Origin of the sequence: Rhodosalinus sp. FB01, from assembly GCF_041365715.1 — a bacterium.
Classification (GTDB): domain Bacteria; phylum Pseudomonadota; class Alphaproteobacteria; order Rhodobacterales; family Rhodobacteraceae; genus Rhodosalinus.
Genome location: NZ_JBGFSH010000003.1, coordinates 374,593 through 399,172, shown reverse-complemented (window position 1 = coordinate 399,172; position 24,580 = coordinate 374,593). Strand labels below are relative to the sequence as shown.

The 24,580-nt window shown below is 70.1% G+C and carries 22 protein-coding genes; 4 read left to right on the top strand and 18 right to left on the bottom strand.

Annotated features, from left to right (window positions below):
• Positions 1-84 precede the first annotated feature (84 nt).
• From AB6A65_RS06610 to AB6A65_RS06590, 5 genes are all read right to left on the bottom strand, one after another.
• The gene (locus AB6A65_RS06610; RefSeq protein WP_371037569.1) at positions 85-957 is read right to left on the bottom strand and encodes a TIGR01459 family HAD-type hydrolase; all 873 of its coding nucleotides are present in this window, start codon (positions 955-957) and stop codon (positions 85-87) included.
• Positions 958-1,037: 80 nt separating this feature from the next.
• Entirely contained in the window at positions 1,038-1,958 is a 921-nt protein-coding gene (locus AB6A65_RS06605; protein ID WP_371037568.1) for a manganese-dependent inorganic pyrophosphatase, read from the bottom strand.
• Positions 1,959-2,176: 218 nt separating this feature from the next.
• Positions 2,177-3,673 carry a phosphomannomutase/phosphoglucomutase gene (locus AB6A65_RS06600; protein ID WP_371037567.1) on the bottom strand — a complete coding sequence of 499 codons (1,497 nt, stop codon included), beginning with the start codon at positions 3,671-3,673 and terminating at the stop codon, positions 2,177-2,179.
• A gap of 64 nt (positions 3,674-3,737) precedes the next feature.
• Positions 3,738-5,354, bottom strand: a complete 1,617-nt coding sequence (locus tag AB6A65_RS06595) for a capsule biosynthesis protein (protein WP_371037566.1) — start codon at positions 5,352-5,354, stop codon at positions 3,738-3,740.
• A complete protein-coding gene (locus tag AB6A65_RS06590) occupies positions 5,332-5,991 on the bottom strand; it encodes an ABC transporter ATP-binding protein (protein WP_371037565.1) in 660 nt (219 codons plus the stop codon). The genes AB6A65_RS06595 and AB6A65_RS06590 overlap by 23 nt, the downstream gene beginning before the upstream one ends.
• A gap of 191 nt (positions 5,992-6,182) precedes the next feature.
• On the opposite strand from AB6A65_RS06590, the gene AB6A65_RS06585 reads away from it, so the two are divergent.
• Positions 6,183-6,767 carry a uracil-DNA glycosylase family protein gene (locus tag AB6A65_RS06585; RefSeq protein WP_371037564.1) on the top strand — a complete coding sequence of 195 codons (585 nt, stop codon included), beginning with the start codon at positions 6,183-6,185 and terminating at the stop codon, positions 6,765-6,767.
• Positions 6,764-7,558, top strand: a complete 795-nt coding sequence (locus AB6A65_RS06580) for an SseB family protein (protein ID WP_371037563.1) — start codon at positions 6,764-6,766, stop codon at positions 7,556-7,558. The genes AB6A65_RS06585 and AB6A65_RS06580 overlap by 4 nt, the downstream gene beginning before the upstream one ends.
• A 4-nt stretch (positions 7,559-7,562) precedes the next feature.
• On the opposite strand, the gene AB6A65_RS06575 is transcribed toward AB6A65_RS06580, so the two are convergent.
• From AB6A65_RS06575 to htpX, 7 genes are all read right to left on the bottom strand, one after another.
• Positions 7,563-8,498 carry a 2-hydroxyacid dehydrogenase gene (locus AB6A65_RS06575; protein WP_371037562.1) on the bottom strand — a complete coding sequence of 312 codons (936 nt, stop codon included), beginning with the start codon at positions 8,496-8,498 and terminating at the stop codon, positions 7,563-7,565.
• 22 nt (positions 8,499-8,520) lie between these two features.
• Positions 8,521-9,660, bottom strand: a complete 1,140-nt coding sequence (gene rodA, locus AB6A65_RS06570; RefSeq protein ID WP_371037561.1) for a rod shape-determining protein RodA — start codon at positions 9,658-9,660, stop codon at positions 8,521-8,523.
• Positions 9,657-11,600: a penicillin-binding protein 2 gene (mrdA, locus tag AB6A65_RS06565; protein WP_371037560.1), complete on the bottom strand. Its 1,944-nt coding sequence runs from the start codon at positions 11,598-11,600 to the stop codon at positions 9,657-9,659. Before mrdA ends, rodA begins: the two co-directional genes overlap by 4 nt.
• Positions 11,597-12,136, bottom strand: a complete 540-nt coding sequence (locus AB6A65_RS06560; protein WP_371037559.1) for a rod shape-determining protein MreD — start codon at positions 12,134-12,136, stop codon at positions 11,597-11,599. The genes mrdA and AB6A65_RS06560 overlap by 4 nt, the downstream gene beginning before the upstream one ends.
• Positions 12,129-13,076, bottom strand: a complete 948-nt coding sequence (mreC, locus tag AB6A65_RS06555) for a rod shape-determining protein MreC (protein WP_371037558.1) — start codon at positions 13,074-13,076, stop codon at positions 12,129-12,131. Before mreC ends, AB6A65_RS06560 begins: the two co-directional genes overlap by 8 nt.
• 86 nt (positions 13,077-13,162) lie before the next feature.
• Positions 13,163-14,209: a rod shape-determining protein gene (locus AB6A65_RS06550; protein ID WP_371037557.1), complete on the bottom strand. Its 1,047-nt coding sequence runs from the start codon at positions 14,207-14,209 to the stop codon at positions 13,163-13,165.
• Between the two features lie 274 nt (positions 14,210-14,483).
• The gene (gene htpX / locus AB6A65_RS06545) at positions 14,484-15,368 is read right to left on the bottom strand and encodes a zinc metalloprotease HtpX (RefSeq protein ID WP_371037556.1); all 885 of its coding nucleotides are present in this window, start codon (positions 15,366-15,368) and stop codon (positions 14,484-14,486) included.
• Positions 15,369-15,524: 156 nt separating this feature from the next.
• Here htpX and AB6A65_RS06540 point away from each other — a divergent pair, with 156 nt between their 5' ends.
• Positions 15,525-18,026, top strand: a complete 2,502-nt coding sequence (locus AB6A65_RS06540) for an FAD-dependent oxidoreductase (RefSeq protein ID WP_371037555.1) — start codon at positions 15,525-15,527, stop codon at positions 18,024-18,026.
• 154 nt (positions 18,027-18,180) lie between these two features.
• A complete protein-coding gene (locus AB6A65_RS06535; RefSeq protein WP_371037554.1) occupies positions 18,181-18,603 on the top strand; it encodes a cytochrome c in 423 nt (140 codons plus the stop codon).
• A gap of 91 nt (positions 18,604-18,694) precedes the next feature.
• On the opposite strand, the gene AB6A65_RS06530 is transcribed toward AB6A65_RS06535, so the two are convergent.
• From AB6A65_RS06530 to AB6A65_RS06505, 6 genes are all read right to left on the bottom strand, one after another.
• On the bottom strand, positions 18,695-19,033 hold the full coding sequence (locus AB6A65_RS06530; RefSeq protein WP_371037553.1) for a carboxymuconolactone decarboxylase family protein: 339 nt from the start codon (positions 19,031-19,033) through the stop codon (positions 18,695-18,697).
• 71 nt (positions 19,034-19,104) lie between these two features.
• Positions 19,105-19,764, bottom strand: a complete 660-nt coding sequence (locus tag AB6A65_RS06525) for a DUF938 domain-containing protein (RefSeq protein WP_371037552.1) — start codon at positions 19,762-19,764, stop codon at positions 19,105-19,107.
• A gap of 102 nt (positions 19,765-19,866) precedes the next feature.
• Entirely contained in the window at positions 19,867-20,940 is a 1,074-nt protein-coding gene (locus tag AB6A65_RS06520) for a BMP family ABC transporter substrate-binding protein (protein ID WP_371037551.1), read from the bottom strand.
• Positions 20,941-20,972: 32 nt separating this feature from the next.
• Entirely contained in the window at positions 20,973-21,896 is a 924-nt protein-coding gene (locus tag AB6A65_RS06515; RefSeq protein WP_371037550.1) for an ABC transporter permease, read from the bottom strand.
• Positions 21,896-22,981, bottom strand: coding sequence for an ABC transporter permease (locus AB6A65_RS06510; RefSeq protein ID WP_371037549.1), 1,086 nt, complete (start codon positions 22,979-22,981; stop codon positions 21,896-21,898). The genes AB6A65_RS06515 and AB6A65_RS06510 overlap by 1 nt, the downstream gene beginning before the upstream one ends.
• 27 nt (positions 22,982-23,008) lie before the next feature.
• Positions 23,009-24,541: an ABC transporter ATP-binding protein gene (locus tag AB6A65_RS06505; RefSeq protein ID WP_371037548.1), complete on the bottom strand. Its 1,533-nt coding sequence runs from the start codon at positions 24,539-24,541 to the stop codon at positions 23,009-23,011.
• Positions 24,542-24,580: the final 39 nt, after the last annotated feature.

The following is a 24,580-nucleotide window of genomic DNA, read 5'->3' as shown; positions in this document are numbered from 1 at the left end:
AACGCAAGAGCAACAATCGGACTTCGTGATGCCCGAGTTCGCAACTTTATTGCTTTGCGCGCGCAGAAACGCAAGCCTCGATTTTCAGCGGAGCCGTCCGATCGCGTATGTGGGCGACACCTGCTCCCGCCTCAGATACGCCCCGAGCGCGTCGGGATCGGGCTGACGCTCCGTGCGCGTCTCGCTCTGGGCGAGGCCGCCCGAGATGAAGAGCGAATCGATATCCTCGCCCATGGCGCCGCGGATGTCGGTCTGCGCCCCGTCGCCGATGGCCAGGATCTCGCCGCGGTCGACATCCTGCCCGAGCGCGGCGAGACGCCGGCGCGCAAGGTCGTAGATCGGCGGGTGCGGCTTGCCGAAATAGAGGCTTTCACCGCCCATCGCCGTGTAGAGCGCTGCCACCGCGCCGGCGCACCACTCGCGCCGATCGCCGCGGTCCACCACGATGTCGGGATTGGCGCAAAGAAACTTCAGCCCCTTCTGCTTGGCGTAAAGCAACTCCGGGCGCAGGGCCTCGGGATCGGCCATCGGGTCGAACGGCCCGGTGCAGACGATGCCCTCGGCGCTCTTAAGCTCCACCCGTTCGATCTGCGCCGGCGCCTCGATCAGGGCGAGCGGCTCGAAGAAGCCGAGATCGCGGTCCTCTCCCATGAAGAACACCTTCTCGCCCACCGCGCCACGGAACATCGCTGCGCGCGCGCTGTCGCCCGAGGTGGCAATCGTGTCCCACGCGTCGTCCGGCACGCCGAAGCGTTCGAGCTGGGATTCCACCCCGCGCCGGGGCTTGGGCGAATTCGTCACCAGCACGACGATGCCCCCGGCGTCGCGGAAGCGGCGCAGCGCGACCACAGCCTCCGGCAGCGCGCGCACGCCGTCATGGACGCAGCCCCAAAGGTCCACGAAGGCCGCGCGGTAGCGCCCGGCCACCTGGTCGAGCGAATCGATGAGTTCCGTCATGGTGTCGGATGTCCTTCGTTCCAGCGGGAAAGAGGCGCCGCGCGGGCGCCCCGATGCGCCGGTTGCGCCCCGTCGGGGGCTCAGACGGTCAGGTTGGGAATGATCTGCTTCTTGCGGCTCACGATCCCGGGCAGGACGACGGTATCGCCCTCGACGGTCGCGCCGAAACTCTTCTCGGCCACGCGCTTCACCAGGTCGTTCGGCACCAGCAGCGTGGCCTCTTCCCGCAGGATGTCCACGACGAAAAGCAGCACCTCATCCACGCCGTCCTCCTGCGCGACCTCGGGCATGGCGGCCATCAGCGCGTCCTTGCGTCCCAGCACGGCGTCGGGGCTCGTGGTCTCGAGCACGCCGACGCGGAATGACGTGCCGCCGACCTCGTACTGCTTGCTGTCCATCCGCAGAAGCTCGGCCTCGGAAAAGGCCGAGACGTCGGACTTAGCCGCGAACATCTCCGCGGCGTAGTCGGAAATCGAGATCCCGAGATCCGCGGCGAGCGTCTCCGCCAGCGCCCGGTCATGCCCGGTCGTGGTGGGGCTGCGGAACTCGAGCGTGTCGGAAAGGATGCAGGACAGCATCGCGCCCTTCATCGCCTCGGGCATCTTCCCGGCATCCGCGCCCATGAGATCGTGAAGCAGCGTCGCGGTGCAGGCGAGCGGCCGCACGGTCAACTCGATCGGCGCCTTCGTCTCGATGCCACCGGTCAGCCGGTGGTGGTCGATGATCGCCTTGATGTCGAGCGCATTCACGTTCTCGGGCAGTTCGGACGGATTGTTGGTGTCGAGGATCACAACCGGCGCGCCGTCCTCGAAGCCCTCGGCGATGCGCGGCTTCGCCAGGCCCCACCGGTCGAGCATGAAGGCGGCTTCGGTATTGGGCTCGCCCAGAAGCACCGCCTCGGCGGGCTCGCCCTTCACCTCGTTGAGGTACCAGGCCCAGACGATCGGAGAGCCGGTGGAATCGGTGTCGGGGGCCTTGTGGCCGAAAACCTGAATCGTCATCGAAAGCGGTCCTGTCCCTGGTCTGGAATCTCGCGCGCCTTATAGGAGCCGCGACCGGCCTTGTCACGAGGCCCTCGGCGCGGCGCCTTCTTCTTGGTGGAAATACTCCGGGGGTGAGGCGCGGAACGCGCCGAGGGGGTAACGCCCCCTCGCAACGCCCCCTCCCGCGCGCCCGCGCGCGATACGGGCCCCGTCCCCGGCGCTGCGGGCCGTCGCGCTCAGATCGTCTGGTCGTAGTCGCCCACGGCGGGTTCGCTGCGGATCACCGCGTCGATGTCGTGGAAGATCGCGCGCATTTCCTCCTCGCTTTCGGGGCTTTCGCACACCACGACGAGGTTGGGCGTGTTGGAGCTCGCCCGCACGAGGCCCCAGGCGCCGTTGTCGAGGATCACCCGCGCGCCGTTCACGGTCACGATGCGGTCGACGGGCCGGCCGGCGATCGGCTCGCCCGCCGCGGCGCGGGCTTCCAGCTTGCCGACGATGCGGGCGAGGACCTCGTATTTCTCCCCGTCCGCGCAATGGGGCGACATGGTGGGCGTGGACCAGGTGCGGGGGAGCGCGCGGCGCAGGTCGGACATGGCGCTGTCCGGGTTGCGGTCGAGGATCTTGCAGATCTCCACCGCCACGCGCATCCCGTCGTCGTAGCCGCGCCCCACCGGCTCCGCGAGGAAGTAGTGCCCCGATTTCTCGAAGCCCGCGAGCGCGCCGATCTCCTTCACGCGGCGCTTCATGTGGCTGTGCCCGGTCTTCCAGTAATCGGCCTTCACGCCGAGCGCCTGAAGCTCCGGGTCGGCGGCGAAGAGGCCCGTGGACTTCACGTCGGCCACGAAGGTGGACCCGGGATAGAGCTTGCCGAGGTCGCGGGCCATGATCACCCCCACCTTGTCGGCGAAGATCTCCTCGCCCGCGTCGTCGACCACGCCGCAGCGGTCGCCGTCGCCGTCGAAGCCCAGCGCGAGGTCCGCGCCGGTCTCGCGCACGACGCGGGCCATGTCGTGCAGCATCTCCATCGCTTCCGGGTTCGGGTTGTAGTTGGGAAAGCCGTAGTCGAGTTCCGTGTGCAGCGGGATCACCTCCACCCCGATCCGCTCCAGCAGCGCGGGCGCGAAGGCGCCGGCCGTCCCGTTCCCCGTCGCGCACACCACGCGCAGCTTGCGCGACACGCGGAAATCGCCGGCGAGATCGTCGAGATAAGCCTCGCGCACCCCTTCGACCGCCTGCCAGCGCCCGCCCGGCCGCGGGGCGCCTTCGCCCTCCATGACGATGCGCTTGAGTTCCGCCATCTCGTCCGGGCCGTGGGTGAGCGGGCGCTCGAAGCCCATCTTCACGCCGGTCCAGCCGTTCGGGTTGTGGCTCGCCGTGACCATGGCCACCGCCGGCACGTCGAGGTGGAACTGCGCGAAATAGGCCATGGGCGAGAGCGCCGTGCCGATGTCGCGCACGTCGATGCCCGCCTGCACCAGCCCGAGGATCAGCGCCTGCTTGATGGCGAGCGAGTAGTCGCGGTAGTCGTTGCCCACCGCGATCACCGGCTCCAGCCCGCGCCGGTGCATCTGCGTGCCGAGCCCCAGGCCCAGCGCGGTCATGCCGGGCAGGTTGATCTCTTCGGGATAGCGCCAGCGCGCGTCGTATTCGCGAAAGCCGGTGGGCGCGATCATCGGCTCGCAAAGGAACTCCCAGGTGTTCGGTCGGCTCTGGGCGGAGGGGCGGGTCATTCTGGTCTCCGGGCTGCGGGGAATTCCGGGCCGGTCGGGCGGCCCGCTTTCATGGCGCGGCGCCTCAGGAAGAGAGTTGCTCGCGCAGGATCGAGGCGGTCAGCGATATCATCAGGTAGATGCCGGAAAAGATGAGGAACGCCAAGACGGTGTTCTCGAAGGCGCGGGGGTAGGTCGGATCCTCGGGCGCGACGGGCCTCACCGAGGTGGTGAGGTAGCGCACCTGCGCGTTGGCGTCGCGGCGGCTTTGCTCGAGCTGCTCGAGCGCGGATTGCATCATCAGGTCGCGGGTCGCCACGTCGGCCTGGGCGAGCTGGATGCGCGCGGCGAGCGCGGCGAGCGAGTCCTGCCCCTGGCTGGCTTCGGTCATCTGCGCGTTGACTTGCGCCAGCAGGCTTTCCAGCCGGCGGATGTCGCCCTCGACCCCGTCGAGCTTGGCGGCGTTCGGCCGGGCGTTGTCCAGAAGGGCGGCACGCTCGAGCTGCTTTTCCTGAAGCTGCACCTCGATGTTGTTGATCTGTCCCCGAAGCGCGGCGATCCGGCCTTCGGGGTCCAGCACCGCCCCCTCCTGCTGGAGCGCCACGAGGCGTTCCTGGGCCGCGCGCCGGGCTGCGTCCGCCTCCTCCAGGCTGCGCCGGGCGTCGGCCACCTGGTTTTCGCGCTTGCGCTGCGACAGGCTGTCCACCCGCTCTTCCGCATAGCCGATCAGCGCCGTCGAAAACCGCGCGGCAACCTCCGGGTCGGCGGCGGACACCTCCATCCGTATGATGCCCTCGGTCGGGTCGAAGCCGATCTCCACGCTGCGCTGGTAGACCTTGTAGGCCTCCTCGGTGGAGGCGTCGTCGGGCATCCGCTGGATCGGGTCGATCCAGGGCTGCGAGAAATGTGCCTTGAACCCCTCGTCGGCGTCGAGCCGCAGCATCGCGTCCTTCGATTGCAGGAAGGACTGCACGGCGATCGCGTCCTGGTTCGTGGCGAACTGCGTGCCCGACAGAAGCCCGCCCATCCCGGCCTCGGACCCGCCATCGGCCTTCAGGATCAGGAACTCGGACTTCGTGGCGTACATCGGCGTCGCGATCGCGTAGAAATACCACCCGGCAAGCAGCGTGGGCAGGAGCACGAAGAACGCGAGCCGCGTCAGCAGCAAAAGCGACTTGCGCCGCCGCCGCCGCGCGATGTCGCGCTGCACGCGCGTGATCTCCTGCGCCCGAAGCTCCGCCGGGTTGAGCCCGGTCGAGGGCAGCCCGGCCTCTCCCGGGCCCGTGGTCGTCTGCGGCAGCTGGATGCGCGGCGCCGGGCTGTCGCCGCTCTCCGTGCCCCCTGTCGCGTCCTGCCCCGGCACCACGAGGGCGAGCATGTTGGCGCGCTGGAACGGGTCGACCCCGCGGGCGCGCAGCTTGCGCACCGCGTCGAAGTCCGACGCGACCGAGAGGCCGTGTTTCTGCGCGACGCGGCGCGCCATGCGAAGCTGCCGCCCGGTCAGGCCCTCGCGGCGGATCGCGTCGATCTCGGCGGCGGGACCGTCCGACGGACCGGCCGTGTCGCCCGCGCCGGGGGTCCGGGCTTCGGGGGTGGGGCCCGGCGCGTCCGCCTCCCTGCCCGGGGCCGCCGCCGTCCGCGCCGGTGCGCCGGGCGGCATCCTTGGGACGCGGAACTTCCTAGCCTTGGGCTTCGTAGTCATAGAGCTGCTTTGCTTCTTCGAGTGTGTCGAACATGTAGAGCTGGCCGTTGCTCAGCACCGCCGCGGAGGCGGCGAAACGTTCGAGGATGTCGGGCTGGTGCGACACGATGACGAGCGTGGTCGTGCGCAGCCGCTCGCGCAGGATCTCCCCGGCCTTGCGGTTGAACTCCACATCGGTCGAGGACGGCATGCCCTCGTCGATGAGGTATATGTCGAAATCGAGCGCGAGCATGAGCGCGAAGGAAAAGCGCGCCCGCATCCCCGACGAGTAGGTGCCGACCGGCTGGTCGAAGTATTCCTCGAGCGCGCAGAGCCAGCGGCAGAACGCCTCCACGTAGTCCGGGTCGAGGCCGTAGAGCTGCGCGATGTAGCGCGCGTTCTCCCGCGCCGAGTGTCGCGAGACGACGCCGCCCATGAAGCCGAGCGGAAAGGACACCGAGGCGTTGCGGCGGATCTCGCCCTCGTCGGGTTTCTCGAGTCCGGCCATCATGTTGATCAGCGTGGTCTTGCCCGTGCCGTTGGGCGCGAGGATGCCGAGCGAGCGGCCGATTTCCACCCGAAAGGACACGCGGTCAAGGATCACCTTGCGCTGCGTTCCCGTCCAGAAGGACTTGCTCACGGTGTCGAACTCGATCATGGCGTCCTTCGATGCGGTGCCGGTTACTCTTTACGCGCGATTTCGCTGCGAGGGAATTAATCGTCGATGTTGGCTTCAGTATGTCGGCCCCATGGCGGGCGCGGCAAGCCGGCCGCACAATGCTGCCGCATGGGCGATCTGCCGGGCGGGCGGCTTTGCGCTCGCGGGCCCGCGGCCCTATGTCGGTGGCCATGGACGCAACACTCGATCGCATCCGGTCCTGTCGCCTCTGCGAAGACCGTTTCGCCGCGACCGCCACGGCGCACGCTCCGCGCCCGGTGTTGCAGGCGCGCCCCTCCGCGCGGCTGCTGATCGCCGGTCAGGCGCCGGGCCGACGCGTGCACCGCTCGGGACGGCCCTTCACCGACCCGTCTGGGGACCGCCTGCGCGCGTGGACGGGGCTCGACGAGGCCACGTTCTACGACGCCGACCGGGTCGCGATCCTGCCGATGGCCTTCTGCTTTCCGGGTTATGACGCGAAGGGCGCGGACCTGCCGCCGCCGCCCCTCTGCGCGCGCACCTGGCGGGAGGAGGCGCTGGGCGCGCTGCCCGGGCTGCGGCTCGTGCTGCTGGTGGGCGGGCACGCGCAGCGCTGGCATCTGGGCACCCGCGCCGGCGTGACCGAGACGGTCGCCGACTGGCGGCGCCACCTGCCGGGCGCGCTCCCGCTGCCGCACCCCTCATGGCGCAACACGGCATGGCTCAAGCGCAACCCGTGGTTCGAGGACGAACTCGTGCCCGAGCTTCGCCGCCGCGTGGCCGAGGCCCTGGCATGAGCCGTTTGGAACCGCCGCTCGACCATGCCCACGCGGCGATGGACGCCGCGCCGGAGGACGCCGCCGCGCGCCTGCGCTTCTACGACCGGCTGGCGGCGGCGGAACTCGTGCTGATGCTCGATGGCGAGCCCGAGGGCGACGATATCCGCCCCGCGCTTTTCGAGCTGGAGGAGGGCCCGGTTGCCCTCGTCTTCGACCGCGAAGAGCGCCTCGCGGCCTTCGCCGGGGCGGCCGCGCCCTACGCGGCGCTGCCGGGGCGGGCGCTTGCGGGGATGCTTGCGGGGCGCGGCATCGGGCTGGGCCTCAACCTCGAGGTCGCGCCGTCCTCGATCCTGCTGCCGGCGGCGGCGATCGACTGGCTGGCCGAGACCGCCGCCGCGGCGCCGGCGGAGATCGAGGCGCGGCCCGAGGCGATCTACCCGCCGGGCGGCCTGCCCGAGGGCCTTCTGAAGGCGCTCGACGCGCGGCTTGCCGCGGCGGCCGGGCTCGCCCGCGCCGCCTGGCTGGCGCGCGCCGACTATGCCGGCGGCGGGCAGGGTCACATCCTCGCCTTCCTCGGCGCGCGCCCCGGGGCCGAGCCCGCGCTCGCCCGCTCGGTCGCCGAGGCGCTGGCCTTTTCGGGCATCGAGGCGGGTTGGCTCGACGTGGCGTTCCTCGACGACGCCGATCCGCTCGCGGCGCGGCTCGCCGACTGCGCGCTGAGGTTCGACCTGCCGGAGCCCGCGCCCGCCGAGCGCCCCGCGCCGCGCCCGCCCGGCTCCGATCCCGACGCGCCGCCGCGACTGCGCTAGCGGCTCAGTACCCCAGGGCGCGGTCCACGAGGTGCAGCAGCGGCTCGCCCGCCTCGCCGCGGCGGATGTTCTCCGCGATGACCCGGGCGGCCGAGGCGGGCCGCGTCTCCGACGCGATGTGCGGCGTCACCGTGACCTTCGGATGGGCCCAGAACGGATGCTCGGGCGGCAGCGGTTCGGTACGGAAGACGTCGAGCGTCGCGTGGGCGAGCCGGCCGCGGTCGAGCGCGTCGATCAGCGCGTCGTCGTCGACGAGCGCGCCGCGCCCCGGGTTGATCACGACCGCGCCCTCGGGAAGCCGCGCGATGCGGCGCGCGTCGAGCAGGTTCTCGGTGGCCGCCGTGAGCGGCAGGAGCAGCACCAGGATCCGCGCCCGGGCGAGCGCGTCGCGTAGCCCCTCCTCGCCGTGCAGCGCCTCGACCCCGTCCACCTGCTTGGGCGAGCGGCTCCATCCCGTGACCGGGAAGCCCAGCCGGGCCAGCGCCTGACCGCAGGCCTTGCCCAGCGCGCCGAGCCCCAGGACGGTGACGGGGCGTTCGGTGGCCAGCGGCGGGGCGCCCGTGCGCCACACCCCGTCCTGGCCCATGACATGACGGTCCGTGCCGAGGTGATGGCGCAGCACATGCCCCGCCACCCATTCGACCATGCCCTGGGTCAGGCCCTCGTCGTCCACCATCCGGGCGAGAGGCTGGGTGAGGGTGGGGTTCTGCACCACGTCCTCGACCCCGGCCCAGAGGTTCAGCACCGCCTTGCAGCGGGTGTAGGGGGTGAAGTCGTCGAGCCCGGAGTTGGGCGCGTATATGATGTAGTCGACCTCTTCCGCCGCCGCCTCGGTCACCAGCCTGTAATCGAGACCCGTCGCGTCGAGCGCGGCGGTCAGGTGCGGCGCGTACTGGTCCCAGCGCTCGGATCTGGCGGAAAAGAGGACGGTGGTCGGCATGCGGCGCTCCCTGTGGTCCCCGTCACCGGGGGCGGTGGATGTGCGCGCTCTGTACCAGCCCGAAGCCCAGCATCAAGACCAGCATCGCCGAGCCGCCGTAGCTGACCAGCGGCAGCGGCACGCCGACGACCGGCGCGAGGCCCATCACCATGGACATGTTGACCGCGAAGTAGAGAAAGAAGGCGATCGCGACGCCGAAGATCATGAGGGAGGCGAACCGGTCGCGCGTCTGCAGCGCCGACACGATGCAGAAGACGAGGATCAGCGCGTAGAGCGCCAGAAGCGAGATGCCGCCGAGGAAGCCGAACTCTTCCGCGAGGGTGGTGAAGATGAAGTCGGTGTGCTTTTCCGGCAGGAAGTTGAGGCGCGTCTGCGTGCCCTGCATGAAGCCGCGCCCGCCCCATCCGCCCGAGCCGAGCGCGATCTTCGACTGGGTGATGTGGTAACCCGCGCCCAGCGGGTCCGAGGCCGGGTCGAGAAACGTGTCGATGCGCCGGAACTGGTAGTCCTTGAGAAGCTGCCAGTCCGTTCCCCGGCTTCGCAGGACGGCCGTCACGAGCCCGCCGCCCGCGGCGAGGACCCCGGCGAAATAGGCCCAGTGAACCCCGGCGATGAACATCACCAACCCGCCGCCCGAAAGCAGCAGGATCGCGGTGCCGAGATCCGGCTGGGCCAGCACCAGGGCGGTCGGCAGCAGCACGAAGAGCACGGGCACGATCACCCAGACCGGGTGCGACACCTTGTTGACCGGAAGCCAGTCGTAATAGGCCGCGAGCATCAGGACGAGCGTGATCTTCATGAGCTCCGAAGGCTGCAGCCGCATGAAGCCGAGGTCGATCCACCGCTGCGCGCCCATGCCGGTCACGCCGACGAGTTCCACCGCCACCAGCAGCAGGACCGAGATGGCATAGGCCAGCACCGACATGTTGCGCCAGAACCAGATCGGCACCATGGCCACGGCGATCATCAGCACCAGTCCGGCCGCGAAGCGTTTCATCTGCGGCTCGGCCCAGGGCGACAGGGAGCCGCCGGCGACGGAATAGAGCATCACCGCCCCGATCAGGGCCACCGCCACCAGCACCACGGCGAGCGGCCAGTTGAGATAGAGCAGCTTGCGCGGCCCCGAGGGCGTCGTCTTGACTGTATATTCGAGGTAACTCATGCGCGGTTCTGCCCCTCGCTGTCGCGGTCCTCGCGTTCGCGGGCGAGCCGCTCCTGCTGGGCGCGGATCCGCGACCGGTCGGCGGCCGGATAGGCCTCGAGCGGCGGGGCGCCGCCATGCAGGGCCTGCAGCGTCACGTCCCGCGCGATCGGCGCCGCCGCGGTCGAGCCGCCGCCGCCATGCTCGACGACGACGGCGACGGCGATGCGGGGCGCCTCGAAGGGCGCGAAGTTCACGAAAAGCGCGTGGTCGCGCCGCTTCCAGGGCAGGTCCTCGTTCCGGGTGACGCCGGCGCGCCGCTCCGCGGCGGTGATGTTGCGCACCTGGCTCGTGCCCGTCTTTCCGGCCATCCGCATCGCGTCCGCGACGATCCGCGATCCGAAGGCGGTGCCCCGCCGGTTGTTCGTGGCCGCGAACATCGCGGCCCGGATCCGGCGCAGGTGGTTCTCGTTGAGGCCGAGCGATGCGCCCGTCCGCGCCGCCTCGTCGACCCCGTTCACCGATTTCAGCAGCCGGGGGTCGATCTCGCGGCCGGTGGCGAGCCGCGCGGTCATCACGGCAAGCTGAAGCGGCGAGGACAGCACGTAGCCCTGCCCGATCGAGGCGTTGACCGTGTCGCCGATGCGCCATTGCGCACCCCGCGTGCGCGCCTTCCAGTCGCGGTCGGGCACCAGCCCCTCGGCAACGGCGGACATCGGAATGTCGTAGGCCGTGCCCAAGCCCAGCTTGCGCGCCATCGCCGAGATGTTGTCGATGCCCACCTTGAGCGCGAGGTCGTAGAAGTAGACGTCGCAGCTTTCCTTCAGCGCCTCCTCCAGGTTCATGTGCCCGTGGCCCACGCGCTTCCAGCAGTGAAAGCGCCGCCCGCCCACTTCCATGTGGCCGGGGCACCAGACGGTTTCCTCGGCCGACATGACCCCGGCCTCCAGCGCGGCGAGCGCCGTGACCATCTTGAAGGTGGACCCGGGCGGGTAGGCGTCCTGCACCGTCTTCGAGGCGAGCGGCCGGCGCTCGTTGTCGCGCAGCGCGGCATAGTCGGCCACCGAGATGCCGCGCACGAACTTGTTGGGATCGTAGGAGGGCGCCGAGGCGATGGACAGAAGATCGCCGTTCGTCACGTCCATCACCACGACGCTCGCGCTTTCGTTGCCGAGGCGCGCGCGCACGTAGCCCTGCAACGCGCTGTCGAGGGTCAGCTGGACGTCGGCGCCCGGCTCGCCGTCCCGGCGGTCGAGTTCGCGCATCACGCGCCCGGCGGCGTTCACCTCGACGCGGCGCGTGCCCGCGCGGCCGCGCAGCGCCTGTTCGAGGCGCGCCTCGACGCCCACCTTGCCGATCTGGAACCGGGGGATGCGCAGCACCGGCTCGGGGTCGGCATAGCGGGCGAGGTCGCGGTCGCTCACCGGGCCGACATAGCCAACGACATGGGCGAAATCCTCGACCGAGGGGTAGAGCCGTGACAGGCCGACCTCGGGCGTGACGCCGGGCAGCGCCGGGGCGTTCACCGCCACGCGGCTGATCTCTTCCCACGAGACGCGGTCGGCCACCGTCACGGGCAGGAAGGGGGCGGAGCGGGCCATTTCGGCCATCGCGCGCTCTAGCGCCTCGTCCTCGAGCCGCACGATCCGGGCGAGCCGGGCGAGCACCGCCTCGACGTCGCCCGCGTCCTCGCGCACGATCGTGATGCGGTAGGACGGCTCGTTCACGGCCAGCGCGCGGCCCTCGCGGTCGTAGATCCGGCCCCTGCGGGGCGGGATCAGCCTTATGTTGATCCGGTTTTCCTCGGCCAGAAGCCGGAACTCATCGGCTTGATCGACCTGCATGTAGCGCATCCGCAGCGCCAGCGCGCCGATGAACCCGGCCTGCAGGCCGGCCACGACGAGGCCACGCCGGGTGATGCGGCGCACGCTGAGGTCGGTGTCTTTCTGCGAGCGTCTCATGCGCCGATCCCCCGCGTGTCCAGGTCGGATGCCGCCGGCTTCTGCAGCCCGAAGAACAGATAGCAGATGCCGACCACCACGGGGTAGACCGCCATGGTCATCAGCAACTGCATCAGGTGGAGGCCGAGCGGGGGCTGCGCGACCGCCAGCAGGTTCAGCACGACGCGGTAGCCCAGCGAAACCACCACGATCACGGAGGCGACGCTCAGCCATTCGGTCAGGAACGAATCGTCGCGCAACTCCGGCGCGCGGCGCTTCAGCCACTCGGCCCCGAGCACGACGAGCGCGGCGAGAAGGCCGGGCGGGCGCTGCAACAGAAGATCCGCGAGAAGCATCATTGCCGCCACCGACAGGGCCGGCACGAAATCGGGCCGCCGCACCGCCCAGGCGAAGGTGAGCGCGACGAGAAGATCCGGCGGCGCCCAGCGCGGTGTCCCCGTGTCGAGGGGCAGGAGCTGGAAGAACAGGATCAGCAGGCCGAGCGCCAGGTAGCTGGCGCGGCGCATCCAGAGACCGAAGCCGCGCGTGTCAGCCATCGCCGCCGGCCTCCGCCGCCGGGTCGGCTGCGCGCGCCTCAGGCCTCTCGGCGCCGGCCACGGGCTCGGGCGCGGGCCTGGCCTCCGGCACGATCAGCGCGCCGGTGCCGCTGATCGTCCGTGCGTTGTGGTTGCGCAGCACGCGCAGGAACTCCAGCCGCTGGTAGTCCGCGGCCAGACGGACCCGCAGCCGCCCTTGCGGATCCTCCGCGACCTGGCCGATCAGCAGCCCCGGAGGGAACACGTCGGCATCCCCGGAAGACACGATCCGGTCGCCCGGACGCACCGCCGCCTCGTTCTCGATGAAATCGAGAAGCGGCGCGGCGGAGTTGTCGCCCGCCACCAGCGCGCGCTGGCCCGAGGGCTGGATCACCGCCGGGATGCGCGAGGAACTGTCGGTCAGCAGGATCACACGGCTGGTGCGCTCGCCCACGCCCGAGACGCGGCCGACGAGACCGAGACCGTCCATCGTGGCCCACCCGTCCATGATGCCGTCCCGCGCGCCGACGTTCAGCAGGACCGACTGCCGGAACGGCGAGCCGGAATCGGCCAGCACCACGCCGGTGACATGGGTGAGGCGGGGATCGATGCGGACGTTGTTCAGGTCGCGCAGCCGCGCGTTCTCCTGCTCGAGCTGGAGCGCCGCCTCCTTCCAGGCCTTCATCTGCTGAAGCTCCCGCCGCAGCTCGCGGTTCTGGGAATGGATGCGCTGGTAGCTCTGGAAGTCGCGGAAGAGGTTCACCGTGGCAGTGACCGGCGCCATCGCCCAGTCGAAGGAGGGCATCACGCTGTCCACCACGTCGGCGCGGAAGCGCTCGACCCTCGGGCTGTCGATGCGCCAGACGAGGAAGATGCCGAGCAGCGAAAACAGGATGATCCCGAGAAGCAGACGCCTCAGCGGGTTCGCGAAGTCCTCGCCGTTGCCCTTTTCCCTTGCCAAGACGCTTTCGCCTCCGTGCGGTGCGGGCTGCCCCTGCTCAGTCTAGCGCCCCGCGCCGCGCCTGCAAAATCACGATGGGCCGCGGCCTAGCTGTCGTAGTCGATCGCGTGGCGAAGCTGCTTTTCGTACTCGAGCGCCTTGCCCGTGCCGAGCGCCACGCAGTTCAGGCTTTCGTCGGCGATGGAGACGGCGAGCCCCGTCTGCTCGCGCAGCGCGAGGTCGAGATCGCCCAGAAGCGCGCCGCCGCCGGTCAGCATCACGCCCCGGTCCACGATGTCGGCCGCAAGGTCGGGCGGCGTTGCCTCGAGCGCCGTCATCACCGCCTCGCAGATCTGCTGCACCGGCTCGGCGAGCGCCTCGGCCACCTGCGCCTGGCTGATCTCGGTCTCCTTCGGAACGCCGTTCAGAAGGTCGCGCCCGCGGATCTGCATCGACGCGCCGCGCCCGTCGTCGGGCATCCGCGCCGTGCCGATGGAGGTCTTGATGCGCTCGGCGGTGGACTCGCCCACGAGGATGTTCTGCTGGCGCCGCAGGTAGTTCACGATCGCCTCGTCCATGCGGTCGCCGCCGACGCGGATCGACCGGGCGTAGACGATGTCGCCCAGCGACAGCACCGCGACCTCCGTGGTGCCGCCGCCGATGTCGACCACCATGCTGCCGGTCGGGTCGGTGATCGGCATGCCCGCGCCGATCGCCGCCGCGATCGGCTCGGCGATCAGCCCCGCCTTGCGGGCGCCGGCCGACAGCACCGACTGCCGGATCGCGCGCTTTTCCACCGGGGTGGCGCCGTGGGGCACGCAGACGATGATCTTGGGCTTGGAGAAGGTGGAGCGCTTGTGCACCTTCCTGATGAAGTGCTTGATCATCTCCTCGGCCACGTCGAAATCGGCGATCACGCCTTCGCGCATCGGGCGGATCGCCTCGATCGAGCCCGGCGTGCGGCCGAGCATCAGCTTGGCGTCCTCGCCCACGGCGAGCACCTTCTTGACCCCGTCCTTGACGTGGTAGGCCACCACCGACGGCTCCGAGAGGATGATCCCGCGTCCCTTGACGTAGACCAGCGTGTTCGCGGTGCCGAGGTCGATGGCCATGTCCTGAGAGAACATGCCGGTCAGGTTTGACAGTCCGAACATTTGCAGCCGGGGACCCCGCTCGATCTATTGCAGACGGTCCGCGTCCCCGAGGGGCGCGGACCACGCGCCGTTATAGGCCCCGCGCTCCTGCAAGAAAGGGCCAGCGCACGCGGGGGCGGCGCGAATTTGCCCAGAGCCCGGAAATATCACATATGCGATCCCATATGCCCAAAATGCCCCGATCAGAGGGGGTGGGAATGCAGAATCCCGACCTTGTACCTCAGGCGGTCTTGGGCGCGACCGCTCGGTCGGCGCTGTCCCGGCGAAAGGCTGATCAGGTCCAGGGACCGCTGCGGGCGGGTCTGGCGGGGCCCGCGCCCGCCGAGCCCGCGGCCATGGCCTTCAACGCGGCGATGCGATTCTCGGTCGCCGGGTGCGTCGCAAAGAGGTTGTCGTGTCTGTGGGCGTGCAACGGGTTCACGATGAACATGTGCGCGCTGCCCGGGTTGCGCTCGGCCGAGTTCATGTCGATGCGCGCGGCCAGGCCCGAGATCTTCGCTAGCGCCGAGGCGAGCCAGAGGGGTTGGCCCGCGATCTCAGCGCCAATGCGGTCGGCCTCGTATTCCCGTGTGCGGCTGATCGCCATCTGAACGAGCCCCGCGGCGAGCGGCGCCAGGATCATCGTGGCCAGCACGCCGAGGATCCCCATCCCGTTGTCGCGGCCGCCGCGGAAGAAGAAGGCGAAATTGGCCAGCATGGTGATCGCGCCGGCGAGCGTCGCCGTCACGGTCATGATGAGCGTGTCGCGGTTGCGGATATGGGCGAGTTCGTGCGCCATCACGCCGGCCACCTCTTCACGCGAGAGGGTGCGCAGCAGGCCGGTAGTGGCCGCCACCGCCGCGTTTTCGGGGTTGCGGCCCGTGGCGAAGGCGTTGGGCTGATCGTCATCGACGAGGTAGACGGCGGGCATCGACATCCCCGCCCTCCCGGCGAGGTCCTCCACCATGCCGACGAGATCCGGCGCGGACGCCTTCGTCACCAGACGCGCGTTGTGGGCCCGCAGCACGGCCTTGTCGGAGCCCCACCAGGCGTAGAGGTTCATGCCCGCGGCGATGACGAGCGCGAGCACCATCCCCGCCTCTCCGCCAAGCGCGAGCCCCGCGAGACCGAAAAGCGCGGTCATCGCGGCCAGAAGCATTGCGGTGCGGACGAGTGCCATCTGCGTCTCCATGCGTGTCTCGCTGCAGATATGGAGAAACCGCCATGCTTTCCAAGATCGGGACACGTCGCTTTTTCCCTCCCGGGCGTCGCGCGTGCGCGCTGTCCGCCGTCCTTGCGGCGCTAGGAAGCGACAAGTTTCAGAAGGAGTGACGGCATGAAGACGGATGTGAAGGCGCTTGTCGTCGGTGGCGGCGCGATCGGCGCCTCGATCGCCTATCACCTCGCCCGTGCGGGGTGGTCCGACGTGATGCTGCTGGAGCGGGACGAGCTGACCTCGGGCTCGACCTGGCACGCCGCGGGGCTGCTGCCGCTCTTCAACATGTCCTACGCCGTGAGCCACATCCACGACTACAGCGTGAAGTTCTACAAGACGCTGGAGGAGGAGACCGGCCTCAACGCCGGATTCTATGTCGTGGGCAACCTGCGCATGGCCCAGACCGACGCGCGCATGGACGAGTACATGCTCTATGCCACGACCGCCGAGACGGCGGGCATCCATTACGAGTGGATGACACCGGCCCAGATCAAGGAGCGCTGGCCGCTGGTCAACACCGAGGACCTGAAGGGCGCGATCTACCACCCCGAGGACGGCTACATCAATCCGGCCGACGTGACCCAGGCGATGGCCAAGGGCGCGCGCCAGCGCGGCGTCACCGTGGAGCGCAAGTGGCAGGTCGACGGCTACGCGTGGCGCGGCGATCACTGGGACGTCACCTGCACGAAGATGATCGAGAAGGGCGGCAACCTCGTGCCCTCCGAAGAGCAGGTGGTGGTGAAGGCCGAGCATGTCGTCACCGCGACGGGCAACCACGCCCAGCGCACCGCGCGCCTTCTCGGCATCAAGATGCCGGCCATCCCGGTGGAGCATCAGTACATCGTGACCGAGCCCGACCCGGCGCTCGTGGAGTGGCGCAAGGCCGGCAACCCCGAGCACCCCGTGCTGCGCGATGCCGACGCGAAGTGGTATGTCCGCGAGGAGCGCGGCGGCTGGATCCTCGGACCCTACGAGCGCAATGCCCCCGCGTGCTTCGAATACGGCGTGCCCGACAGCTTCCGGGCCGATCTGTTCCCCCTCGATCTCGAGCGGATCGAGGAGGAATACATGTCCATGATCCACCGCATCCCGTCCTCCGAGACGGTGGGCCTCAAGGACGACTACAACGGCCCGATCTGCTACACGCCCGACGGCAATCCGCTTGTGGGCCCCGCGCCTGGCCTGCGCAACATGTGGCTGGCCGAGGGGTTCAGCTTCGGCATCACCGCCGCCGGCGGCACCGGCAAGTATCTCGCGGACGTGATGGTGCATGGCGAGGCCGAGATCGACATGGCCTCGCTCGACCCGCGCCGCTATGGCGACTGGATGACGACGGAATACGCCGCCCGCAAGAACGAGGAGGCCTACGAGCACGTCTACATCCTGCACCACCCCGACGAGGAGCGGGCGGCCTGCCGCCCGCTGCGCACCGCGCCCGCCTACGACCGTCAGAAGGCCCGCGGCGCGCAGTTCGGCCACGTGAACGGATGGGAGCGCCCGAACTATTTCGGCCCGCTGGATGCGCCCGAGGATTTCGATCACGACGCCCGCAGCTTCCGCCGCGGCGGCTGGTGGCCCCATGCCGTCGAGGAGGCGAAGGCGATCCGCGAGGGTGTCGGCCTGATCGACGCCACGGCCTTCACCAAGCACCTCGTGCGCGGGCCGGGCGCGACGGCCTTCCTCGACTGGTTCACCTGCAACCGGCTTCCGAAGGTGGGACGCATCAACCTGACCTACGCGCTGACCGAGGCGGGCACGACGCACACGGAATACACCATCGTGCGGCTGGCCGAGGACGAGTACTACCTCGTCTCCGCCGGGGCGTGGACCGCCTATGACGGGGATTACCTGCGCAAGTCTGCCCTGGACAAGCGCGAGGAGTTCGGCTGGATCGACATCCACGACGTCACCACGCAATGGGGCGTCTTCGCCGTCGCGGGGCCCAAGTCGCGCGATCTGCTGCGCGAGGTAGTGAAGGACGCCGACCCCGCGACCGTGCTGGGCAACAAGCGCTTCCCCTGGCTTTCCATGCGCGAGATCGAGCTCGGCATGTGCCCGGTGCGGGCGATCCGCGTGGCCTACACCGGCGAGCTCGGCTGGGAATTGCACCACCCCGTGGAGATGCAGAACTATCTTTTCGATCTGCTGGAAAAGGCGGGCGAGCCGCACGGGCTGAAGCTTGTCGGCGCGCGGGCGCAGAACTGGCTTCGCCAGGAGAAGAGCTACCGCGCCTTCGGCCATGAGCTGGGCCGCGACGCGACCCCGCTCGAGGCCGACCTGCCGCGCTTCGTGGACCTGTCCAAGGAGTTCCGCGGCAAGGCGGCGCTGGAGGCCACCGGCATTCGCTCGAAATGCGTGACCGTTCTCGTCGACGGTCCCGAGGATGCCGATCCCTGGGGGCGCGAGGCGCTTTACGCGGGCGAGGAGCGCGTCGGCCGGCTGACCTCGGGCGGCTATTCCGTGGCCTTCGGCAAGTCGATCGGCATGGGCTACGTCAAGCCTGAACACGCCGCGCCCGGCACGAAGCTCAAGGTCCGGATGCTGGACCGGCTCTGGGACGCGGAGGTTCAGCCCGACAGCCCCTTCGATCCCGAGAACGCCCGCATCCGCGTGGACGGCTGAGACCCCGACGAAGGCGCGCGCACCCGATACCGGGCGGCGTGCCTTCGTCGCGACAGCGCCAGCCCGTCGTTGACAACGGTCAATGATCGGGGCGCAGCGGCGCGACTAGCTTTCGCGGGTGGCCGGGGTTGCCGCTTTCGAAGGAATCGACGTGATGAAACTGAAGCAGGTTCTGGCCGCAGGCTTCGCCGCCGCAGCCTTCGTATCGGGCGCGGCGGCGCAAGACATGACGCTGGGCGAACGGGAATACATGGAAAGCTGCGCGGTCTGTCATGGCGCGGGCGGCAAGGGGGATGGCGTGCTCGCGGGATACCTCAACACGGGCATGCCGGATCTGACGGCGTTGCAGACGGCCAATGGCGGGGTGTTCCCGGTGCGGCACGTCTTCGACGTGATCTCGAACTCGGTGGAGGTGGGCGCCCACGGCACGACCGACATGCCCGCCTGGGGCACGCGCTACAAGTATCGCGCCGACCGGGCGCTGGGCGAATTCGCGGGTCTCGCGGACCGCGAAGCCTTCGTGCAGGCCCGCATCCTCGCGCTGGTGGAGCATATCGCATCGCTCCAGGCGGAGTAGCGGGCGATCATGGCGGTGGGGCGGCGCTCACCGGGGACGCGCCGTCCGCCGCCCTTTCATGCCGCGCATGCCGCCCGGTGCGCCGGTGCTTTCAGCCCTCGGCGAGCGCGTCGTAGACGTCGAGCGCCTTGGCCGCGTACATCATCGAGGGCCCGCCGCCCATCTGCACGCACATGCCGAGGACCTCCGCGATCTCGTCGCGGGTCGCGCCTTCCTTCACCAGCGCCTCGATGTGAAAGAGGATGCAGTCCTCGCATTTCGTCGCCACCGCGATGCCGAGCGCCACGAACTCCTTGGTCTTGAAATCTACGGCCCCGCTTTCCTTCACGGATTTGCCCAGCGCGCCGAAGGCGCGCGCCGTTTCGGGGATGGCCTTGTTGAGGCTGCGCAGGTGCTCGCGGGTCCGGTCGAGCTTGGCGGTCCAGTCCATGGGCGGGGTCCTTCTTTCCTGGGGTTCGCCCGGTCCAGACCACGCCGCCGAAGTCGCCGCCTTGCTCCTGATCAGGAGTCGCGCCCGGCGACGAGGCCGAGCTTGTTGGCGGGCATCTCGATCGCCGCGCGGGGCGTGAGGCCGGCCGCGATCATCATGTCGAGCGTGTCGAAATCGTCCTTGTAGCCGATCTCGGGGTCGGCGGCGGCGAGCCGCGCGTGAAAGGCGCGGTCCCCCTCCGACGTCAGCTCGCCCGCGCGCATGAACGGCCCGTAGACGATGAGCGTGCCCCCCGGGGACAGGGCGCGCGCGGCTTCGTGGACCAGCGGTTCGCGCTCCGGCGACGAGACGAGGTGGAACAGATTGATGACGACGACGAGGTCGCGCGGCCCGTGCGCGTCCGCCCAGCCCGGCGCGGTCGCGTCGAGGGTGACCGGGGCGCGCAGATTGGGCCGCGCGGCCTCTGCCGCCCAAGCGCGGATCGAGGCCAGCCGGGCCGGGTCGATGTCGCTCGGCTGCCAGTCGAGCGCGGGCAGGCGTCGCGCCAGCGCCACGGCGTGCTGCCCGGTCCCCGACGCAAGCTCGAGCGCGCGGCCCGAGGCGGGCGCGAACTCGGCCACGAGGTCCGCGATCGGGCCCGCGTTGCGTTCAGCGGCGGGTGCGCAGAGTTTCTCGCCGTCTTGCGGGGCGGCGACGGAGGCGGCATCGGGAAGGTTGGATCGGCGGGGCATCGCGGCGGTCCGTTGCGGCTGTGGCGGGACGATCTGGCCGGAGGTCGCGGGCAAGCGCGAGGGGCGCCCGCGACCGGGCGCCCCCTGGCCATGGAAGGGCGATCAGTTCGGGATGTCGCCGGTCAACCCCTCGACGTAGAAGTCCATGCCCAGCAGCGTGCCATCGTCGGCCACCTCGCCCTCGGCAAGCCAGGCGGTGCCGTCCTGCCGGTTCAGCGGGCCGGTGAAGGCATGATATGCGCCCGACGCGATCTCGTCGCGCAGCGCCAGCGCCTCCGCGCGCACCTCTTCCGGGACGGCGTCGGTGATCTCGCCGATCACGACCATCTCGTCGCCGATCCCGTGCCAGGTGTCGGTGCTCTCCCACGTGCCGTCCAGCACGGCCTGCACGCGGTCGATGTAGTAGGGGCCCCAGTGGTCGATGATCGACGACACGCGGGGCGTGGGCTTGTACTCGGCCATGTCCGAGGCCTGCCCGAAGCCGATCACGCCGCCCGCGCTTTCCGCCGCGGCCAGCGGGGCGGTCGAATCGGTGTGCTGCAGGATCACGTCGGCGCCCTGCTCGATCAGCGCCTGCGCGGCGTCGGCCTCCTTGGCAGGGTCGAACCATGTGTAGGCCCAGACGACGCGGAACTGCACGTCCGGGTTGGCCTTCCGCGCGTGGATGAAGGCCGAGTTGATGCCGCGGATGACCTCGGGGATCGGGTAGGAGGCGATGTAGCCCACCACGTCCGACTCGGTCATCCTGCCCGCGATGTGGCCCAGAACCGCGCGGCCCTCGTAGAACCGGGCCGAGTAGGTGGAGACGTTGTCGGCCCGCTTGTAGCCGGTGGCATGCTCGAACTTCACGTCCGGAAAGCGCTCGGCGACGTTGAGCGTCGGGTCCATGTAGCCGAAGGATGTGGTGAAGATGAGATCCGCGCCGGACAGAGCCATCTGGCTCATCACGCGCTCGGAATCCGCGCCCTCGGGCACGCTTTCCTGGTAGACGGTCTCGACACGGTCGCCGAAATGCTCCTCCACCGCCAGTCGCCCCTCGTTGTGGGTGTAGGTCCAGCCGCCGTCGCCGATCGGGCCGACATAGACGAATCCCACCTTGAGGGGGTCGTCCTGCGCGGACACGGGAAGCGCGAGCGCGATGGCCGCCGCTGCGGAAAGAAGGGTTCTGCGGTTCATGAGATGTCTCCCTGTTGCTTTTGTCGAACGCCTCAGTTCGAGGCGTGGAAGATGCGGCCCAGCGCCGCCGGGGCGCCATGCGTCCCGCGCGCCGAGATGAGCACGAGCACGAGGATCGTTACCAGATAGGGCGAAGCCGACAAGAGCGCGACGGGCACGTCCGCCCCGGCGGCCTGCAGGTTCAGTTGCAGCACGCTGACCCCGCCGAAAAGATAGGCGCCGATAAGGATGCGCCCGGCCCGCCAGGACGCGAAGACCACGATGGCGAGCGCGATCCACCCGGCGCCGGCCGTCATGCCCTCGGTCCATTGCGGCACGCGGACGAGCGAAAGATACGCACCCCCGAGCCCGGCGCAGGCGCCCCCGAAAAGGATCGCGAGAAGCCGCACCCGCACGACCTTGTAGCCGAGCGCGTGGGCGGCCTCGGCGCTTTCTCCCACGGCGCGCAGGACGAGCCCGCCGCGGGTGAGGCGCAGGAAGACCCAGACCGCGGCGACGATCGCGAGGCTCAGATAGACGATCGGATCGTGCGCGAAGAGCGCGCGGCCGAGATACGGGATCTCGGAGAGCGGCCCGAGATCCAGCCGCGGCGTGGGCGGCGCCTTCATCCCCTCGAACGGCGTGCCGATGAGCGCCGACAGCCCGAGCCCCGCGAGCGTCAGCGCGAGGCCGGTGGCCACGTGATTGGCGAGGAAGAACTGCGTCAGCACGCCGAAGGCGAGGCTCAGGCTCGCGCCCGCCGCGGCCGCGGCCAGGAAGCCGAGCGCGGGGTTGCCGCTCGTGACCGCCACGGCGAAGCCCATCACCGCGCCGGTGATCATCATCCCCTCCACCCCGAGGTTCAGCACGCCCGACCGCTCGGCCACGAGTTCCCCGATCGCGGCGAGCAGGATCGGCGTCGCGGAGACGATGATCGCCGCGGTGAACACCGCCGGCTGGATCGCGCCGAGATCCATCACGCCACCTCCCGCCGGCCGATCCGGATCCGGTAGTTGGCGAACACGTCCGCGGCCAGCAGGAAGAAAAGCAGCATTCCCTGGAAGAGCTGGATCGCGGCGGCGGGCAGCCCGAGCATCAGCTGCGCGAGTTCGCCGCCGATGTAGGTGAGCGCCATCAGAAGCCCCGCCGCGAGGATGCCGAGCGGGTTGAGCCGGCCGAGGAAGGCCACGATGATCGCGGTGAAGCCGTAGCCCGAGCCGAAGTCGATGGTGATCTGCCCGGCGGGTCCCGTGACCTCGAAGAGCCCCGCCATGCCGGCCAGCGCGCCGGCAAGCCCGAGGCTGACGAGGGTGATGCGCGCCGCGTTCACGCCCGAAAACCGCGCCGCGCGCGGCGCCGCACCCATGAGCTGGATCTGGAAGCCGAGGATATGGCGCGCCATCAGCACCTGCGCCGCGATCACGGCGACGAAGGCCGCGACGACGCCCCAATGCATGCCGGTCCCGGCGACGAGTTCGGGATTGGCGGTCGCCTCCCACTGCGCAAGGTTGCGCGAGCCCGGAAAGCCCATGCCCTCGGGGTTCTTGAGAAGGCCCGAGGAGGCCGAGGCCAGCACCGCCTCGGCCACATAGACCAGCATGAGCGACACGAGGATCTCGTTGGTGCCGAAGCGCACGCGAAGCAGGGCGGGGATCATCCCCCAGGCGAAGCCGCCCGCCGCGCCGGCCAGAACGGCAAGCGGGAAGATGAGGGGCGAGGCGGACGGGTAGAAGGCCAGCGCCGCGCCCGCCCCGCAGATCGCGCCGATGATGTATTGCCCCTCGGCGCCGATGTTCCACACCCCCGCGCGGAAGCCGATGGCAAGCCCGATGGCGATCAGGATGAGCGGCCCGGCCTTCACCAGAAGTTGCGGCCGCGAATAGGTGGCGAATTGCGGATGGAAGAGCGGATCCCAGAAGATGACGCGGATCGCCTCCAGCGGATCCGCGCCAAGCGCCGCGAAGAGCGCCCCGCCGGCGAGCATGGTCAGCGCGACCGCGATGACGGGTGCGCCCGCGGTCCAGCCGCGCGAGGGCTGCGGGCGTTTTTCCAGCGCGATCATGAGCCGGTCACCTGGCGCGTCCGCGGTTCACTGCGCCACATGCGCCACCTCCATGTCGTGGGCGCCGCCCATCATCAGGCCGATGCGTTCCCGGTCGAGTTCGCCCACGGGGCGCACCGCGCTCAACCGTCCGGCGTTGAGCGCGCCGAAGCGGTCGGATATCTCCATCAGCTCGTCGAGATCCTGGCTGATCGCGAGAACGGCCGCGCCCCGGGCGGCCATGTCCATGAGCGCCTGCCGGATCGTCGCGGCCGCGGCCGCGTCGACGCCCCAGGTCGGCTGGTTCACGACAAGCGCGACCGGCGTCTGCAGCAACTCCCGCCCGATCACGAATTTCTGCAGGTTGCCGCCCGAAAGCGCCCGCGCCGCGACCTCGGGCCCCGGCGTGCGCACGTCGAAGCGGGCGATCACCTCCTCGGCGAAGCGGCGCGCGGCGCCCCAGTCGATCATCCCGCGCGGCGCCAGCCCGCGTGTCGCGGCCGCGGTCAGAAGCGCGTTGCGGGTCAGGCTCATCTCGGGCACGGCGGCGTGGCCGAGACGTTCCTCCGGCGCGCTGGCAAGGCCGAGGGCCCGGCGCTGGGCGGGCCCGAGCGCGCCTACGTCGCGGCCCTGCAGGAAAACCGCGCCCCGCGGCGCGCGCCGTTCGCCCGAGAGCGCGGCAAGAAGCTCTTCCTGCCCGTTGCCGGCCACGCCGCCGATCCCCAGAACCTCACCCTGCCGGAGGGCGAAACTCACGTCGCGAAGCGCGGTGCCGAAATCCCCCGGCGCCGGAAGCGAAAGACCGCGTGCCTCCAGCGCGACCTCGCCCGTGTCGCGGCGCGCGCGGGCCGTGGCATCGAAGGCGCCGCCCACCATCGCCTCGGCCATCTCGCGTGCCGTGCTCTGCCGCGGGTCGGGGCGGGCCACCACCCGCCCGCGACGCAGGAGCGTCGCGCGGTCGCAGAGCGCGCGGATCTCCTCGAGCTTGTGCGAGATGTAGAGGATCGACGGCCCCTCCGCGGCCAGCTTGCGCAGCGTCTCGAACAGGATCTCCGTTTCCTGCGGCGTCAGCACCGATGTCGGTTCGTCCATGATCAGAAGCCGGGGCTCCTGCAGCAGGCAGCGCACGATCTCCACGCGCTGCCGCTCGCCCGCAGAGAGCGTGCCCACGGTCCGCGCCGGGTCGAGCGGCAGACCGTAGAGCTGCGAGACCTCGGCGATCCGCTGCGCCAGCGCGCGGGGCGGCGGCGCAGTCTCCATCCCGAGCGCGATGTTCTCGGCCACCGAGAGCGCGTCGAAGAGCGAGAAATGCTGGAACACCATGGCCACGCCCGCCGCGCGGGCCGCGCGGGGTTCCGGCGGGGCGTAGGGGGCGCCGCGCAGCGTCATGCGCCCCGCGTCGGGCTGCACGAGCCCGTAGATCATCTTCACCAGCGTCGTCTTGCCGGCGCCGTTCTCGCCCAGGAGCGCGTGCACCTCGCCCGCCGCGATCTCTAGCGAGACGTCGTCGCAGGCGCGCACGCCGGGATAGATCTTGGTGAGCCCCTCGAGGCTCAGAACGCTCTGGCCCGCCCTGGTCAAATCTCTGGTCTCCGCCGCGCCGGTCACGGTCCGCTTTAG

Excerpts from the sequence above, each read along its gene's own strand:
- AB6A65_RS06510 (WP_371037549.1), bottom strand. The coding sequence starts at position 22,981 with ATGATCGCGCTGGAAAAACGCCCGCAGCCCTCGCGCGGCTGGACCGCG.
- AB6A65_RS06560 (WP_371037559.1), bottom strand. The coding sequence starts at position 12,136 with ATGGCTGACACGCGCGGCTTCGGTCTCTGGATGCGCCGCGCCAGCTAC.
- AB6A65_RS06580 (WP_371037563.1), top strand. The coding sequence starts at position 6,764 with ATGAGCCGTTTGGAACCGCCGCTCGACCATGCCCACGCGGCGATGGAC.
- AB6A65_RS06550 (WP_371037557.1), bottom strand. The coding sequence starts at position 14,209 with ATGTTCGGACTGTCAAACCTGACCGGCATGTTCTCTCAGGACATGGCC.
- AB6A65_RS06610 (WP_371037569.1), bottom strand. The coding sequence starts at position 957 with ATGACGGAACTCATCGATTCGCTCGACCAGGTGGCCGGGCGCTACCGC.
- AB6A65_RS06585 (WP_371037564.1), top strand. The coding sequence starts at position 6,183 with ATGGACGCAACACTCGATCGCATCCGGTCCTGTCGCCTCTGCGAAGAC.
- AB6A65_RS06605 (WP_371037568.1), bottom strand. The coding sequence starts at position 1,958 with ATGACGATTCAGGTTTTCGGCCACAAGGCCCCCGACACCGATTCCACC.
- mrdA (WP_371037560.1), bottom strand. The coding sequence starts at position 11,600 with ATGAGACGCTCGCAGAAAGACACCGACCTCAGCGTGCGCCGCATCACC.
- AB6A65_RS06520 (WP_371037551.1), bottom strand. The coding sequence starts at position 20,940 with ATGAACCGCAGAACCCTTCTTTCCGCAGCGGCGGCCATCGCGCTCGCG.
- AB6A65_RS06600 (WP_371037567.1), bottom strand. The coding sequence starts at position 3,673 with ATGACCCGCCCCTCCGCCCAGAGCCGACCGAACACCTGGGAGTTCCTT.
- htpX (WP_371037556.1), bottom strand. The coding sequence starts at position 15,368 with ATGGCACTCGTCCGCACCGCAATGCTTCTGGCCGCGATGACCGCGCTT.
- rodA (WP_371037561.1), bottom strand. The coding sequence starts at position 9,660 with ATGAGTTACCTCGAATATACAGTCAAGACGACGCCCTCGGGGCCGCGC.
- AB6A65_RS06525 (WP_371037552.1), bottom strand. The coding sequence starts at position 19,764 with ATGCCCCGCCGATCCAACCTTCCCGATGCCGCCTCCGTCGCCGCCCCG.
- AB6A65_RS06595 (WP_371037566.1), bottom strand. The coding sequence starts at position 5,354 with ATGACTACGAAGCCCAAGGCTAGGAAGTTCCGCGTCCCAAGGATGCCG.
- AB6A65_RS06530 (WP_371037553.1), bottom strand. The coding sequence starts at position 19,033 with ATGGACTGGACCGCCAAGCTCGACCGGACCCGCGAGCACCTGCGCAGC.
- AB6A65_RS06515 (WP_371037550.1), bottom strand. The coding sequence starts at position 21,896 with ATGGATCTCGGCGCGATCCAGCCGGCGGTGTTCACCGCGGCGATCATC.
- AB6A65_RS06575 (WP_371037562.1), bottom strand. The coding sequence starts at position 8,498 with ATGCCGACCACCGTCCTCTTTTCCGCCAGATCCGAGCGCTGGGACCAG.
- AB6A65_RS06590 (WP_371037565.1), bottom strand. The coding sequence starts at position 5,991 with ATGATCGAGTTCGACACCGTGAGCAAGTCCTTCTGGACGGGAACGCAG.
- AB6A65_RS06540 (WP_371037555.1), top strand. The coding sequence starts at position 15,525 with ATGAAGACGGATGTGAAGGCGCTTGTCGTCGGTGGCGGCGCGATCGGC.
- AB6A65_RS06535 (WP_371037554.1), top strand. The coding sequence starts at position 18,181 with ATGAAACTGAAGCAGGTTCTGGCCGCAGGCTTCGCCGCCGCAGCCTTC.